The 16,207-nt window shown below is 73.3% G+C and carries 7 protein-coding genes; 1 reads left to right on the top strand and 6 read right to left on the bottom strand.

The features are described from left to right. Positions 1-4: 4 nt before the first annotated feature. From ACWEF6_RS32865 to ACWEF6_RS32855, 3 genes are read right to left on the bottom strand one after another with little or no spacing between them, the layout of a single operon-like run. The gene (locus ACWEF6_RS32865; protein ID WP_449686491.1) at positions 5-187 is read right to left on the bottom strand and encodes a hypothetical protein; all 183 of its coding nucleotides are present in this window, start codon (positions 185-187) and stop codon (positions 5-7) included. 33 nt (positions 188-220) lie between these two features. Beyond that, complete coding sequence (locus tag ACWEF6_RS32860; RefSeq protein ID WP_449686490.1) at positions 221-766, bottom strand: alpha/beta fold hydrolase; 546 nt, start codon at positions 764-766, stop codon at positions 221-223. Next, positions 763-1,557 carry an NAD(P)H-binding protein gene (locus ACWEF6_RS32855; RefSeq protein ID WP_449686489.1) on the bottom strand — a complete coding sequence of 265 codons (795 nt, stop codon included), beginning with the start codon at positions 1,555-1,557 and terminating at the stop codon, positions 763-765. The genes ACWEF6_RS32860 and ACWEF6_RS32855 overlap by 4 nt, the downstream gene beginning before the upstream one ends. A gap of 67 nt (positions 1,558-1,624) precedes the next feature. On the opposite strand from ACWEF6_RS32855, the gene ACWEF6_RS32850 reads away from it, so the two are divergent. Beyond that, on the top strand, positions 1,625-1,990 hold the full coding sequence (locus ACWEF6_RS32850) for a winged helix-turn-helix transcriptional regulator (RefSeq protein ID WP_449686488.1): 366 nt from the start codon (positions 1,625-1,627) through the stop codon (positions 1,988-1,990). 5 nt (positions 1,991-1,995) lie between these two features. Here ACWEF6_RS32850 and ACWEF6_RS32845 read toward each other — a convergent pair whose 3' ends face one another. From ACWEF6_RS32845 to ACWEF6_RS32835, 3 genes are all read right to left on the bottom strand, one after another. After that, complete coding sequence (locus ACWEF6_RS32845; protein ID WP_449686487.1) at positions 1,996-3,567, bottom strand: carbohydrate-binding protein; 1,572 nt, start codon at positions 3,565-3,567, stop codon at positions 1,996-1,998. Positions 3,568-3,677: 110 nt separating this feature from the next. After that, positions 3,678-12,170: an SDR family NAD(P)-dependent oxidoreductase gene (locus ACWEF6_RS32840; protein ID WP_449686486.1), complete on the bottom strand. Its 8,493-nt coding sequence runs from the start codon at positions 12,168-12,170 to the stop codon at positions 3,678-3,680. A gap of 33 nt (positions 12,171-12,203) precedes the next feature. Next, positions 12,204-16,207, bottom strand: a 4,004-nt coding sequence (locus tag ACWEF6_RS32835) for a type I polyketide synthase (protein ID WP_449686485.1), incomplete at its 5' end; no start/stop codon positions are given.

Here is a 16,207-nt window from a genome sequence, read left to right as displayed (position 1 = left end):
CGGGTTACGACAGGAGGCCCGCCAGCCAGGCCGACAACGTCTCCGCCAAGGCCGCCGGCTGATCCTCGGGCGTGTGGTGTCCCGCCTTCTCCGGACGCCGCACCACTTCCAAAGCCGCGAACGTCGACGCGCACCACTCCACCATCGGCGGCGTCAGCATCGTGTCGTAACCCGGCTCGAACGTCACCAGCAGCTTGGGAATCGACGGAGAAGTCCGCAGTCACCGGCCGAACGCCTCGATCCGCGCAACCACCGCGGCCGGCGAGCCACCCAACGGCATCGAGCGGGTCCACTGCAAAACCGGGCGGCGGTCCTGGAACGCGTACTCCGGCGGCAGGAAGTCCTCGACGAGCGACTCGCCCACGCCCGGCGTCTTGAGCGCGCGGAACAACTCGGCGCCCGCGGGCGGGAACTCCTCCCAGGTCATCGGCTTCAGCACCGCTTCCGTGAACGCCAGTGCCCGGACTCGCGAGGGATGCCGGGACGCCCAGTCCGCCGCCAGCGCGCCACCCCAGTCGTGGCCGATCAGGACCACGTCGTCCAGCGACAGGGCGTCGAACCACGCGTCCAGATAGCGGGCGTGGTCGTCGAAGGTGTACGCGATGTCCGGCCGCGGGGACGAACCCATGCCGATCAGGTCCGGTGCCAGCAGACGGCCCGGCAGGGACGGCATGACGTTGCGCCACAAGTGCGACGACGTCGGGTTGCCGTGCAGGAGCACCACCGGAGCACCGGTGCCCGACGAACGGTAAGCCAGCTCCGTCACTTGAACGCCCCCGCGAAGCGCGACGCCCAGTCGGCGAACGGATTCGCCGGGCGGCCCAGCACCCGCTCGACGTCCGGGCTCACCTCCTGCTCCGCGGGCGTCGGCGAGCCGAGGATGTCCAAAGTGGAGTCCGCGACCTCCGGTGGCATGAAGCCCAGCATGAGGGAGCGCGCCTCCTCGCGCGTCTGCGAAACGAACCGCACCGGCTCGCCTACCGCGTCCGCCAGCGCCGCCGCCTGTTCGCGCGGGGTGATCGCCGCCGGGCCCGTCAACACGTACGCCTGGCCCGCGTGGCCCTGCGAACGCAATGCCTCCGCCGCTACCGCGGCGATGTCCGACGGGTCGACCACCGGCAGGGCCACGTCCGCGAACGGGGCCGCCACCTCCCGCGAGGAGCGGACGCTTTCCGCCCACTGCAACGCGTTCGACGCGAACGCTCCCGGCCGGAGCAACGTCCACTCCAGACCCGAACGGCGCACGGAGTCCTCCAGCACCGCCGGGTGGCGGCCGGTCGCCACGCCCTGGGACGACAGCGCCACCACTCGCCGGACGCCCGCCGCCTTCGCGCGGGCCAGGACGTCGTCCAACGGCACGAACGCACCCGGCACCATCACGAACACCGCCGACACCCCGGCGAACGACACCGAAGCCAGCTCTCCTTGCCGCACCACCACTCCCGGCGGCGCCGACGTGATCCGGCGGGACACCGCCGTCACCTCTTCGCCCGCCTCCGCCAGCATCCGCACCAGCGGCGCTCCGACATTTCCCGTCGCTCCCACAACCATGATCATGGGATCGACGGTACATTCGGAGTGATAGTAGGTACCTAGAGGAAAGTATTGGCCGAAGGCGCCAGAAGTGACCGAGACCACACCCGAGCAGGCCTGCCCGATCGCCCCGGTCGTCGACATCGTCTTCAGCCGCTGGACGACGCCGATCCTGTGGGCGCTCAACGAGTACGGGCGCCAGCGGTTCGTCGAGCTCGAACGCCGCATCGCCACGATCACCCCGAAGGTGCTCACCCAGCGGCTGCGGCAGCTGGAGCGCGACGGCCTCGTCGTCCGCACCTACCACGCCGAGGTCCCGCCACGCGTCGAGTACGAGATCAGCGAGCTCGGCCGCAGCCTCGGCCCGCTGTTCGCGTCGCTCTCCGAGTGGTCGGGCAACCTCGGCAAGGTCGAAGCGGCTCGCCGGTCCTACGACGAACGCCACTCCACCAGGTAGGCCAGCTACGGCGAAACGTCCAGGTAGTCGAGGTTGGCCGGGCCGTCGGCGGTCGTCGCGGTCAGGCGGACCGTGTGCGCGCCCGCCGGCAGCGACAACGCCTTCCCCACCGTGCTCCACGTCGTCCACGCACCCGTCGTCGGGAACGGCACGCCCGCGGCCACCACCGTGCCGTCGACCGAGATGTCCACCGGGCGCGCGGCCGTCGTGCCGTTCGCGTAGCCGAACGTCAGGGTCGAGGCCGGGCCCGTGACCTGCCATTCGACGTAGCTGCCGACCGCATTGGCGCCGTTCGCGAAGCCGGTACCGGAGAAGCCCGCGTGGTTCGAATCCACCGTGCCGCCGGTCGAAAGCACGGCCGACTCGGCCTCGTAGCGCGTCGAGGAACCGCTGGCGCGCGACACCCGGTACAGCACCGTCGCGTGCGAAGGCACCGAAGCGCTGATCGCCCCCGAAGTGCTCCGCACCGCCTTGCTCCACAAGTCCTTGAGCGTGTATGAGGACGCGCTGCCGATCCCGGTCGCGGACGCCGTCGTGCTGATCGTCGCCGTCGCGCCCGTTTCGTTGGACAGCGCCACCGCGCGGTCGCCGTTCGAGAGGACTTTGCTGTAGACGACGAGGCCGGCGTTCGCGCTCAGCACGGTCGCCTGCTTGCCCAGCGGGTCCTGGTCGAGCGCGATGACGTCGGTGTTCTTCAGGATCGAGAAGTTGTCGTCCGACACCTTGCGCAGGTCGCTGCCGATCAGCAGCGGCGCCGCCATCATCGCCCACAGGCTGAAGTGCGTGCGGTACTCCGTCGCGGTCATCCCGCCGTTGCCGACCTCGAGCATGTCGGGGTCGTTCCAGTGGCCGGGGCCGGCGTACTGGGCGAGGCCGCGGTTGGTCTGCGCCTTGCCGATCATGCTCGACCACTTGTCGGAGATGTCACCGGTGGTGCGCCACAGGTTCCCGACCGGCGCGGCCCAGGTCCACGGCTTGTTCTGCCCCCACTCGCAGATCGAGTACGCGATCGGGCGGCCGGACTTCGCGAGCGCGTCCCGCATCGCCTTATAGCGCTGCTGCGCGTCGGCACCCTGGTTGTTGCAGTTGTCGTACTTCAGGTAGTCGACGCCCCATGAGGCGAACAGGTTCGCGTCCTGCTGTTCGTGGCCCAGCGCGCCCGGGAAGCCCGCGGTGTTGCAGGTCTTCGTGCCGGCGCTGGTGTAGATGCCGAACTTCAGGCCCTTGGCGTGCACGTAGTCGGCGAGCGCCTTGATGCCGCCGGGGAACCGCGCCGGATCGGGCACCAGGTTCCCGGCCGAGTTGCGCGACGGCAGCGCCCAGCAGTCGTCGATGTTGACGTAGGTGTAGCCGGCGTCCTTCAGGCCTTTGCTGACGAAGATGTCCGCGATGCCCTTGATCATCGTCTCGTTGAACTCGGCGCGGCACTGCGTCGAATTCCAGTTGTTGAAGCCCATCGGCGGCGTGCGCAGCAGGCCGTTTTCCAGGGCCGACGCCGTGGGCGAGCCCAGGACGAGACCGCTGGCCGCGATCGCGAACGCGGCGGCCGCGCTCGCGATGCGCCGGAGTGAAGACATGCGTGCTCCCGGAGGTGAGGTGGAGGACCTCCGGTTAGTAAAAGTTCCTTCCAATCAGGGAGTCAAGGTCTGGTGCACGAAACATCAGATATGACGCCGGATCATCCCGGTCATCGGCACGCGGCGGGCAGCTCCTCCACCAGCCAGGTGTGGATCTGCCGGGCCGCGTCCGCCACGTCCTCCCCCGTTTTCAGGGTGAGGACCGGGACCCGCGGCTCGGCGACGGCGGTCCCGAACAGCCGCAGGTAGGCACCGACGGCCGTCAGTTCGGCATCCGTCGCCGTCTCGGGCACTTCGTCGAATTCGACGTCCGCCGGGTCGGCGAGCACGACACCGGTCGCGCCGGCGGCGTCGGCCACGACGGCGGCGAGCAGCGCCCCCGAACCGGACCCGAGCACGACGAACGGTTCGCCGTCCGCCTGAGCGCGGATGGCTTCGGCGGCCGTCGTGACCAGCGTGTCCAGGTCGGCGGGCGCCGGCGTCTCGCCGTCGAAGCCCGGTGCGGGCAGCAGCCACGACTCCCGGACGCCGTCGAAGCGCGCGGTGACGTCCTCGCTCCAGCGGGTCGAGCCGGTCAGCGTGCCGAACGCGAACAGCAGCGGCCGGGACGCGCCCGTCGTCGCCCGCCGGAGCCGGGGTGTCCACGGCGACCCGGGCAGGAACTGCGCGGCCGCGCCGAGGAACGTCCGGAACTCGGCCGCGCGGCCGGTATCCCGCGCTGTCCGGAGCAACGTCCCCAGCGAGCCGCCCGGCTCGGCCGACAGCGAGACGTTGGCCAGCAGGTGCCCGGCCAGCTCCCCGACCGTCGGGTAGTCCCAGACCAGCGCGGCGGGCAGTTCGAGGCCGGTCGCCGCGCTGATCCGGTTGCGCAGCTCGACGACGCCGAGCGAGGTGAACCCCAGTTCGGCGAACGCGGACTCCGGTTCGACCGCCTCGACGGACGAGTGCCCGAGCGTCGCCGCGACCTCCGCCCGAACCCACGCCAGGAGCCACGCCGGGCGGTCGGCGGCCGGGAGCTCCGCGAGACGTCCGGTGATCGGCTCGGTTTCCAGCGCGTCGCTCGCTTCAGGGGCCGCCGTCTCCGGCAGCACCAGGTCCAGCCAGTAGCGCCGCCGCTGGAAGGCGTAGGTGGGCAGGTCAACCCGGGCAGCGCCGGGAAAGAACGGCGTCCAGTCGACGTCGACCCTGTGGACGTGAGCAGTGCTCAACGACGAGAGCAGTGCTCTCTCTTCAGAGCGGTCGCGTCGCAACGCCGGAACAGCGACGCAATCTTCGCCGAGGATGTCCTTGACCATCGGGCTGAGCACGCCGTCGGGCCCCAGCTCCAGGAACGTCGTCACGCCTTCGGCTTCGAGGGCGCGAACGGCATCGGCGAACCGAACGGTCTCACGCACGTGCCGCACCCAGTAGTCGGCGGTGAACGGCGAAGCGAGAGCACCGCTCACATTCGAGAGCACCGGTATTTCCGCAGAGTGGTACGTCAAGGACTCCGCGACCGCGCGGAACTCCGCCAGCATCGGGTCCATCAGCGGGGAGTGGAACGCGTGGCTCACCGCGAGCCGCTTGGTCTTCGGGAACCGAGCCGCGATTTCCAGCACCGCGGCTTCCTCGCCCGAGATGACCACCGACGCCGGGCCGTTCACGGCCGCGATGGAAACGCCCTCGGCCACCTCGATCTCGGACTCCGGGGCGGCGATCGACACCATCGCCCCACCGGCGGGCAGGGCCTGCATCAGCGACGCCCGGGCGGCGACCAGCGTGCAGGCGTCGGACAGCGACAGCACGCCGGCCACGTGCGCCGCGGCGATCTCGCCGATCGAGTGCCCGGCCAGGAAATCCGGGCGGACGCCGAACGACTCGACCAGCCGGTACAGGGCGACCTCGACCGCGAACAGCGCGGGCTGGGTGAACTCCGTGCGGTTCAGCAGCTCGGCATCGTCGAAGGGCAGGTTCGGGAAGTGCGCGCAGACCTCGTCGAACGCCGACGCGTACACCGGGAACCGCTCGTACAGCGAACGACCCATTCCGGCCCGCTGCGCACCCTGGCCGGTGAACAGCACCGCCAGCCGGCCAGGCCGTTCGCGGCCCACGACGACGTTCGGCGCCGACCGGCCACCCACCAGCGCGGCCAGCCCGCTCGAAAGCTCGTCGGCGCTGCTGCCGTGGACCACGGCCCGGTGGGAGAACCGGCCGCGCGACGACAACGACAGCCCGACGTCGGCCGGATGCCCGGCGACGTCCAGCAGCCGAGCGGCCTGCGCTCGCAGGGCAGGTTCCCCACGACCGGACACCACCCACGGCAGGACACCGGTTTCGGCGCGCTCGGGCACCACCGGCGGCCTGGCAGGCGCTTGTTCGAGGATCGCGTGCGCGTTCGTCCCGCTGACGCCGAACGACGACACCCCCGCCCGCCGCGGCCGGTCGGAAACCCAGGAGCGCGCCTCGGTCAGCAGTTCCACCGCACCGGCCGTCCAGTCCACATGGGACGAAGGGGCATCGACGTGCAGCGTCGGCGGCAGCACGCCGTGCCGCATCGCCATGATCATCTTGATCACGCCCGCCACCCCGGCCGCCGCCTGCGTGTGCCCGATGTTCGACTTCAGCGAGCCGAGCCACAGCGGCGTCGACCGGTCCTGGCCGTAGGTCGCCAGGATCGCCTGCGCCTCGATCGGGTCGCCCAGCGTGGTGCCGGTGCCGTGGCCCTCGACGACGTCCACTTCGGACGGTTGCAGGCCGGCCCCGGCCAGCGCCGCGCGGATCACCCGCTGTTGCGACGGGCCGTTCGGCGCGGTCAGGCCGTTCGACGCGCCGTCGGAGTTCACCGCCGTGCCGCGGACCACTGCGAGCACCGGGTGCCCGAGCCGCCGCGCGTCGGAAAGCCGTTCCACCGCCAGGATTCCGGCGCCCTCGCCCCAGCCGGTGCCGTCGGCCGCGTCGGCGAACGACTTGCACCGGCCGTCGGCGGCGAGCCCGCGCTGACGGCTGAAGTCGATGAACACGCCCGGCGTCGAGAGCACCGTCACGCCGCCCGCCAGCGCGAGGTCGCACTCGCCCTGCCGCAGCGCCTGGCACGCCAGGTGCAGCGCCACCAGTGACGACGAACACGCCGTGTCCACGGTGATCGCCGGGCCTTCCAGGCCGAAGGTGTACGCGATGCGGCCGGACACCACGCTCGCCGAGCTGCCGGTGCCGAGGAAGCCCTCGACGCCCTCGGGCACGGCGAGCGGCCGGGACGCGTAGTCGGAGTACATCACGCCGGTGAACACCCCGGTCCGGCTGCCGCGCAACGACTCCGGGTCGATACCCGCGCGCTCCAGGGCCTCCCAGGACGTCTCCAGCAGCAGCCGTTGCTGCGGGTCCATGGCGAGCGCCTCGCGGGGCGAGATGCCGAAGAAGCCCGCGTCGAAGTCGGCGGCGTCGTAGAGGAACGCGCCTTCCTTGGCGTAGCTGGTGCCGGGGTGGTCCGGGTCGGGGTCGTAGAGCGCGTCGGCGTCCCAGCCGCGGTCGTCCGGGAGGCCGCCGACCGCGTCACGGCCCGCGGCGACGAGGTCCCACAGGTCCTCCGGGCTCCGGACCCCGCCGGGGTAGCGGCAGCCGATGCCGACGACGACGATTCGGTCGCCGTCCACCCGGCGCTCCCGCACCACCACGGGCGCGGCCTCGCCGGACACCCGCTCGACGACGTACCGGGTGAGCGCCTGCGGGGTCGGGTGGTCGAAGACGAGCGTCGCCGGCAGCCGCAGCCCGGTCTCGGCGGCCAGGCGGTTGCGCAGTTCCAGGGCGGTCAGCGAGTCGAAGCCGAGTTCCTTGAACGCGCGCGCCGGTTCGACCGCGCTGCCCGAGGCGTACCCGAGCACCCCCGCGACGAGCCCGCGGACGAGGTCGAGGACCTGCCGGACGCGGTCGTCCGCGCCGAGCCCGGCCAGCCGCTCGGCAAACGACGACTTCGCGGCCGCCGCCGTGACCTGCCGCCGGGCCGGGGGCAGCAGGCCGTGGAGCAGGGCGGGTGTCCCCTCCTGACGGCGCAGCGCCGCGAGTTCGAGCCGGACCGGCGCGAGCACGGCCCGGTCCGCGGCGACGGCCCGGTCGAACAACGCCAGGCCGAGGTCGGTGTCCAGGGGGGTCATGCCCGCGCCGGCCATCCGGTGGCGGTCGCCGTCGGCGAGGTGGCCGGTCATCGAGCTGGCTTCGGCCCAGAGCCCCCAGGCCAGCGAGACGGCGGGCAGGCCGTGGGCGCGGCGGTGCTGGGCGAGCGCGTCGAGAAAGGCGTTCGCGGCGGCGTAATTGGCCTGACCCGCGCCGCCCATGGTGGCGGCGAAGGAGGAGAACAGGACGAACGCGGAGAGGTCCGAGGTGAGTTCGTGGAGGTTGAGCGCCGCCTCGGCCTTGGGCCGCAGGACCGCTTCGAGGCGCTCCGGGGTGAGGGATTCGACGACGCCGTCGTCCAGCACCCCGGCCGCGTGCACGACCGCCGACACGGGGTGCTCGGCCAGGACCGCCGCCAGGTGCGCGCGGTCGGCGACGTCGCAGGCGACGGCCGTGGCGGTGGCCCCGAGCGCGGTGAGTTCGCCGGCGAGCCGTGTGGGTTCGCGGCGGGACAGCAGCAGGAGCCGCCGGACGCCGTGGTGGGTGACCAGGTGCCGGGCGACGAGGCCGCCGAGCAGGCCGGACGCGCCGGTGATCAGCACCGCGCCGTCACCCCAGTCCGGCGTTCCGTCCGAAGTGGACGCTCGAGCCAGCCGGGGCACGTGCCACGTCCCCGCGCGCAGGGCCAGCTGGGGCTCGCCGGCCGGCAGTTCGGCCGGGACGTCGTCGGCCTCGACGAGCACGAACCGGCCGGGGTTCTCGGCCTGGGCCGAGCGCACCAGACCGGTCACGGCCGCGGCGGCGAGGCCGGTGACGTCTTCGCCGCCGACCGAGACGGCGCCCGTGGTGTGCAGGACCAGGAGTCCTTCGGCGTCGAGCCACTCCTGGAGCCGTTCGAGGACCGTCGCGGTCACGTCCCGCACCGGGCCGTCCGGGACCCGGAACACGGTGAACTCGCCGGTCAGCTCGGTGGTGGGGAGCTCGGGCCAGGTGACCTCGAAGAGCGCGTCCGGGGTGGTGCCGGTCCGGGCCGGGGTCCGCAGGGCCAGCGAACGGACCACACCGACCGGCGCGCCGCTTTCGTCGGCCAGGGTCAGCGCAACGGCGTCGCCGGCCACCGAAGTCAGCGCCACCCGCAGGACGGTCGCGCCGGTCGCGGTCAGGGAAACGCCGCTCCACGCGAACGGCAACCGCGGCGCGTCCGCTGCGGCCAGGGCGCCGAACCCGGCCGCGTGCAGGGCCGCGTCGAGCAGCGCCGGGTGCAGCCCGAACCGGCCCGCCTCGGCCCGCAGCGCTTCGGGCAGTTCGACCTCGGCGAAGACGTCGGAGCCGCGGGTCCACACCGCGCGCAGGCCGCGGAAGGCGGGGCCGTAGTCGACGCCGGTGGCGGCCATGGCCGGGTAGAAGCCGGCGAGGTCGGCCGGCGAGGCTCCGGCGGGCGGCCAGGCGTCGAGCGGCTCGACGGCGGGAGCGGCGTCGGCCAGGAGGCCGGTCGCGTGCCGGGTCCACGGGGTGAACTCGTCCGGGCGGGAGTGGATCGCGAGGTCGCCGTCCTCCCCCACCGTGACCTGGACGTGCACGCCGCCCTGCGCGGGCAGGACCAGCGGCGTCTCCAGGGTCAGCTCGTCGAGGGTGCGGCGGCCGGCCTGGTCGCCGGCGCGCAGGGCGAGCTCGACGAACGCCGTGCCCGGGAGCAGGACTTCCCCGCCCACGCGGTGGTCGGCCAGCCACGGCAGGCTCGACAGCGCGAGCTTGCCGGTGAGGACCGTGCCGCCCGAGCCGGCGAGGGACACGACCGCGCCGAGCAGCGGGTGCCCGGCCGGGGCCAGGCCGAGGCCGCTCGCGTCGCCGCCGGGGACCAGCCGCGGCCAGTAGCGTTCGTGCTGGAAGGCGTAGGCCGGCAGTTCGGTGCGGCGGGCGCCGGGGAACGCGTCGTCCCAGCGGACGTCGACGCCGTGCACCCAGGCCTCGGCCAGCGAGGTGTGGAACCGGGCGAGGCCGCCTTCGTCGCGGCGCAGCGAGCCGAGCGCGGTCACCTCGTCGCCGCCGATCGCCATGGTCAGCACCGGATGCGGCGACGCTTCGACGAAGGTGCGGAAGCCCTGGTCCGTCAGCGCGGCCACGGCGGCGTCGAGCCGGACCGGACGGCGGAGGTTGGTGTACCAGTATCCGGCGTCCAGCTCGGTGCCGTCGAGCCACGCCCCGGTGACCGTGGAGAAGAACCCGGTCGTGGCGGGTCGCGGCCGGACCGGGGCCAGGACGTCGAGGAGTCGCTCGCGGATCCGTTCCACCTGCGGGGAATGGGACGCGTAGTCGACGGGAACCCGCTTCGCGCGGACGTCGGTGCAGGACACGATCAGCTCGTCGAGTGCGTCCGGTGTCCCGGAGACGACCACCGCGGACGGGCCGTTGATCGCGGCGATCGACAACCGCTCGCCCCACGGCGCGATCCGGGCGGCCACGGCGTCGGCGGATTCGGCGATCGACACCATGCCGCCCTCGCCGGCCAGGGCCAGAATCGCCTGGCTGCGCAACGCAACCACGCGAGCACCATCCTCAAGGGACAGTGCGCCCGAGACGACGGCGGCGGCGATCTCACCTTGCGAGTGCCCGACGACGGCGGCGGGCTCGACCCCGTACGAGCGCCAGAGTTCGGCGAGCGAAACCATCACCGCGAACAACGCGGGCTGCACGACGTCGACGCGCTCCAGCAACACGGCGTCCCGGATGACGTCGGTCAAGTCCCAGTCCACAAAGGACCTCAGCGCGTCCGCGCATTCGGCCATCCGCGCGGCGAACACCGGAGCCTCGGCGAGGAGGTCGACGGCCATCCCGGCCCACTGGGAGCCTTGGCCGGGGAACACCATCGCGACCTTGCCCGCCGCGGCCGTCCCCTTGACGACGGCGGGAGCCGGGACGTCGCCGGCCAGCGCCGCGAGCCCGGCGGACAGGCCGTCGCGGTCGCCGACGACCACCGCGCGGTGGTCGAACGCGGACCGCGTGGTCGCCAGGGACAGCCCGACGTCGCCGATCGGCGCCTTGACGTCGGTGAGCACGGCGGCCTGCGCGCGCAGGGCTTCCGGGGACCGGGCCGACAGCGCCCAGGGCACGATCCGGCCGGGCTCGTCGGGTCCGGCGGCCGGAAGGTCCTCGGCCTGTTCCAGGATGGTGTGCACGTTGGTGCCGCTCATGCCGAACGCGGAGACGGCGGCCCGGCGCGGCCGGTCCGACGGCCAGGCGCGGCGCTCGGTGAGCAGCTCGACCGACCCCGCCGACCAGTTCACCCGCGACGACGGCTCGCCGACGTGCAGGGTCGGCGGCAGGACGCCGTGGCGCATCGCCATGACCATCTTGATCACCCCGGCCACACCGGCCGCCGCCTGGGTGTGGCCGATGTTCGACTTCACCGAGCCCAGCCACAACGGCGTTTCCCGGTCCTGGCCGTACGTCGCGAGCAGCGCCTGGGCTTCGATCGGGTCGCCCAGCGTCGTGCCGGTGCCGTGCGCTTCGACCACGTCGACGTCCGAAGTGGACAGACCGGCGTCAGCCAGTGCCGCCCGGATCACCCGTTGCTGCGAAGGACCGTTGGGCGCGGTCAAGCCGTTCGACGCGCCATCGGAGTTCACCGCCGAACCGCGCACGACGGCCAGGACCGGGTGGCCGTGGCGGCGCGCGTCCGACAGCCGTTCCACGACGACCACGCCGCTGCCCTCGCCCCACGAGGTGCCGTCGGCGGATTCGGCGAACGCCTTGCAGCGGCCGTCCGGGGCCAGGCCGCGCAGCCGGCTGAACGCGATGAACGACCCCGGCGTCGGCAGCACGGTGACGCCGCCGGCGAGCGCGAGGTCGCATTCCCCCTGCCGCAGCGCCTGCACGGCCAGGTGCAGCGCGACCAGCGACGACGAGCACGCCGTGTCGACGGTGAGCGTCGGCCCCTCCAGCCCGAACGCGTAGGCGACGCGTCCGGAAAGGACACTCGCGGCGCTGCTCGTCGCGAGGTGGCCTTCGAGGGCCTCGGCCGAGCCGAGCATGAGGGTGCCGTAGTCCTGGCCGTTGGAGCCGACGAAGACCCCCGTCCGGCTGCCTTTCAGCGACGGCGGCCGGATGCCCGCGTGTTCCAGGGCCTCCCAGGACGTCTCCAGCAGCAGCCGCTGCTGGGGGTCCATGGCCAGGGCTTCGCGCGGGGAGATGCCGAAGAAGCCGGCGTCGAAGTCCGCGACGCCGTCGAGGAAGCCGCCTTCGCGCACGTACGACGTCCCGGGCGCCTCCGGGTCCGGGTCGTAGAGCGAGCCGAGGTCCCAGCCGCGGTCCTCGGGGAAGCCGGAGATCGCGTCGCGGCCGCCTTCGACCAGGTCCCACAGCTGCGCCGGGGTGCGGACGCCGCCCGGGAACCGGCAGCCGAGGCCGACGATCGCGACCGGCTCGGTGGCCTGCGCCTCCTCGAGCCGGCGGCGGGTGTCCTGCAGATCGGCCGTGACCCGCTTGAGGAAGTAGCGGAGCTTCTCCTCGTTGTCCATGGTCTTCTCACTCCGTAGGTCGCGGGCGCCGGGTCAGGAGATGCCGAACTCTTTGCCGAGGAGGTCGAACATCTCCTCGTCGCTGGCGGATTCGAGGCTCGGGGCGGCCGATTCGCCCGCCCAGCCCGCGGTGAGCAGCCGCAGCCGTTCCGCGACGCGCGCCCGGTCGGCCTCGCCGAGGGCGGCGCCGACGCGGCTCAGTTCGTCGAGCAGGCCGTCGACGCCGGGCTCGTCCTCCCGCAGTTCGGCGGTCAGGTGCCGGGCCAGCGCGGACGGTGACGGGTGGTCGAAGACAAGCGTCGCGGGCAGGTTCAGCCCGGTGAGGCGGTCCAGGCGGTTCCGCAGTTCGACCGCGGTCAGGGACGTGAAGCCGGTTTCGCTGAACGCCCGGTCCGGGGCGACGTCGCCGGCCCGGCCGTGGCCGAGCACCGCGGCGACGTGCTCGCGGACGATCTCGAGGACCAGGCCACCGGCGTCGGCCGCCGGCATCCCGGCCAGGCGGTCGCCGAGGTTTTCGGGCCGCGCGGCCACGACCGGAGCCGCCGGGGCCAGCTCGGCGAAGAACGGCCGGGTCGCGGGATAGGTGTCCCAGTCGACGTCGGCGACGACCTGCGACCGCGCGATCCGGCCGAGCACCGCCGCGGCACCGCCCGCGGGCAGCGGGGTGACCCCGGCGCGCCGCATCCGGTCCGCGTTTTCGGCGGCCATGCCCTCGCCCGCCCACGGGCCCCAGGCGATCGACACGCCTGCGCGGCCGGTCGCCCGGCGACGCTGGGCGAGCGCGTCCAGTTCGGCGTTGGCGGCCGCGTAGTTGGCCTGCCCCGCGGCGCCGACCGTGCCGGCGAGCGACGAGAACAGGACGAAAGCGTCGAGGTCGCCGGTCAGCTCGTCGAGGATCCGGGCGCCGGTCACCTTGGCCCGCAGGACCTCGGCGAACCGGTCGCCGGTCAGGGTGTCGACGACGCCGTCGTCGAGGACGCCCGCCGCGTGCACCACCGCCGTCACCGGGTGCTCGGCCAGGAGGGCGGCGACCGCGTCCCGGTCGGCGACGTCGCAGGCGACCACCGTCACGCGGTCGTCCGGCGCTTCGCCGCCGCGACGGCCGGCCACGACGACGTGCTCGGCGCCGTGGTCCAGGAGCCACCGGGTGACGTGCCCGCCGAGGGCCCCGGTGCCGCCGGTGACGAGGACCGTGCCGCTCGGTGTCCACTGTAGATTCGCGCCGGTGTCGCGGACGAGACGGCGGGCGAAGACTCTTCCGGTTCTGACGGCGACTTCGTCTTCGCCGCCGGCGGCGAGAACCGCGCACAGCCGCTCGCCGTCCTCGGTGGTCAGGGTTTCCGGCAGGTCGACCAGGCCGCCCCAGCGGTTGGGGTGTTCCACCGCGACCGTCCGGCCGAAGCCCCAGAACTGGGCCTGGGCCGGGTCCGCGACGGGCTCGCTGTCCGCCGTCGCGACCGCGCCGCGGGTGGCGCACCACAGCGGCGCGGTGACGCCGGCGTCGCCGAGCCCTTGGACGAGGGCTAAGGTTTGCGGGAGCCCGGCCGCCACCGCCGACGCCGGCGCGCCGGTCGCGAACGCGAGCAGGGACAGCGCGCCCACCGGCGTCGAGGCTTCTTCCGCGAGCTTGGCTTCGACCAGTTTGGCGACCGTGATGCGGTCGGCGTCCTCGGGGACGCGGACGACCAGGGGCCGCGCCCCGGACGTCGCGAAGGCACCCGCGACCGCCGTCACCGTGGTCGGGTCGTCGAGGGTTTCCGGCAGGACGAACAGCCAGTCGCCGGAGACCGCCGCGCCTTCCTCACGCAGCTTGCGCCAGACGACGCGGTAGCGCCACGAGTCCGCGGCCGCGCCTGTTTCCCGCCGCCAGCCGGACAACGCCGGGAGGGCGGAGGCGATGGCGGCACGCTGGTCGCCGTCCAAGCCGAGCAGCGTCCCCAGGGATTCCAGGTCCTCGCCTTCGACGGCCTTCCAGAACTCGGCGTCCACTTCGGACACCGGCGCGGCGGCCGGCCCGGTCTCCGGCCAGAACCGCTGCCGCCGGAAGGGATACGTGGGGAGGTCGACCGGGCGGGCCGGCGGGAAGAACGCGGCCCAGTCGACGTCCACCCCGCGGACGTGAGCAGTGCTCACCGCTGTGAGCAGTGCTCTCGTTTCAGAGCGGTCGCGTCGCAACGCGGGGATCGCCGTGCCGCCGACCATCGCGCTCAGCACCGCGTCGGGTCCCAGCTCGAGGAAAACCGTCGCGCCCGCGGCTTCGAGGGTCGCGATGCCGTCGGCGAACCGGACGGTTTCGCGCACGTGCCGCACCCAGTAGCCGGCGGTGAACGGTTCGGCGAGAGCACCGCTCACATTCGAGAGCACCGGTATCTCCGCCGGGTGGTACGTGAGGGTCTCCGCCACCGCGCGGAACTCGTCGAGCATCGGATCCAGCAACGGCGAGTGGAACGCGTGGCTCACGGTCAGCCGCTTGGTCTTCGGGAATCGGGCGGCGATTTCGAGGACCGCGGTCTCGTCACCGGAGATCACGACCGACTCGGGACCGTTCACCGCCGCGATGGCGACGCGCTCGTCGAGGGGGATGTCGGCCTCGGGCGCGGCGATCGAGACCATCGCCCCACCGGCGGGCAGGGCCTGCATCAGCGACGCCCGGGCGGCGACCAGCGTGCAGGCGTCTTCGAGTGTCAGGACACCGGCCACGTGGGCGGCGACGAGTTCGCCGATCGAGTGTCCCGCGACGAAGTCCGGGCGCACGCCCCACGCCGTCACGAGCCGGTACAGCGCGACCTCGACGGCGAACAACGCGGGCTGCGTGTAGCCGGTCCGGTCGAGGCGGTCGCCACCGTCGAAGACGATCTCGCGCAGGGGTGCGTCGAGCAGGGCGTCGAACTCGGCGCACACGGCGTCGAAGGCGTCGGCGAACACCGGGAAGCGGTCGTAGAGCTCGCGGCCCATCCCGGCGCGCTGGGCGCCCTGGCCAGTGAACAGCACGGCCAGCCGGCCGCCGGGGACGGCGGTGCCGCGCACGGCGTTGTCCAGGTCCGCCAGCCCGGCCAGGAGCTGGTCGCGGTCGCCGACGACGACGGCCCGGTGTTCCAGGGCCGCCCGGCCGGTGGCCAGGGTGCGACCGACCTCGCCCGCCGAAGCGTCGTCGGCGACCGCGGCGCGGAGGCGTCGGGCCTGCTCGTGCAAGGTTTGCTCGTCCTTCGCCGACAGCGGCCAGACGGTGAGTTCCCGCGACGCCGAGGACGCCGGCTCGGGCTCGCCCGCTTCGAGGACCACGTGGGCGTTGGTGCCGCTGACGCCGAACGCCGACACGCCCGCCCGGCGCGGCCGGTCGGCCACCCACTCGCGCGGCTCGGTGAGCAGCTCCACCGCGCCCGCCGACCAGTCCACTTGGGACGAAGGAGCGTCGATGTGCAGGGTCCGCGGGAGAACGCCGTGCTGCATGGCCAGGACCATCTTGATGACCCCGGCGATGCCCGCGGCGGCCTGGGTGTGGCCGATGTTGGACTTCACCGAACCCAGCCACAGCGGCGTTTCACGGTTCTGACCGTAGGTGGCGAGCAGGGCCTGAGCCTCGATCGGGTCGCCCAGTTTGGTGCCCGTGCCGTGCGCCTCGACCGCGTCGACGTCCGAAGTGGACAGACCGGCGTCGGCCAGCGCGGCGCGGATGACCCGCTGCTGGGACGGACCGTTCGGCGCGGTCAGGCCGTTGGAGGCGCCGTCGGAGTTCACGGCCGAGCCGCGGACGAGCGCGAGGACCCGGTGACCGTTGCGGCGGGCGTCCGACAGCCGCTCCAGGAGCACGAGCCCGGCGCCCTCGCCCCAGCCGGTGCCGTCGGCCGCGTCGGCGAACGCCTTGCACCGGCCGTCGGAGGCCAGGCCGCGCTGCCGGCTGAACTCGACGAAGGTCGCCGGGGTGGACATCACGGTCGCGCCGCCGGCGAGCGCGAGGTCGCACTCCCCCCGGCGCCCCGCCCGCCCGGCGCGGGGGGTGGCGGCGCGGGGCGCCGCGCACGCCCGGGCGACCGGCA

The sequence above is a fragment of the Amycolatopsis sp. NPDC004772 genome (assembly GCF_053601215.1).
This window is presented reverse-complemented; position numbering and strand designations above follow the sequence as displayed.

Coding starts and splice junctions, on each gene's coding strand:
- ACWEF6_RS32840 (WP_449686486.1), bottom strand. CDS start 12,170: ATGGACAACGAGGAGAAGCTCCGCTACTTCCTCAAGCGGGTCACGGCC.
- ACWEF6_RS32845 (WP_449686487.1), bottom strand. CDS start 3,567: ATGTCTTCACTCCGGCGCATCGCGAGCGCGGCCGCCGCGTTCGCGATC.
- ACWEF6_RS32855 (WP_449686489.1), bottom strand. CDS start 1,557: ATGATCATGGTTGTGGGAGCGACGGGAAATGTCGGAGCGCCGCTGGTG.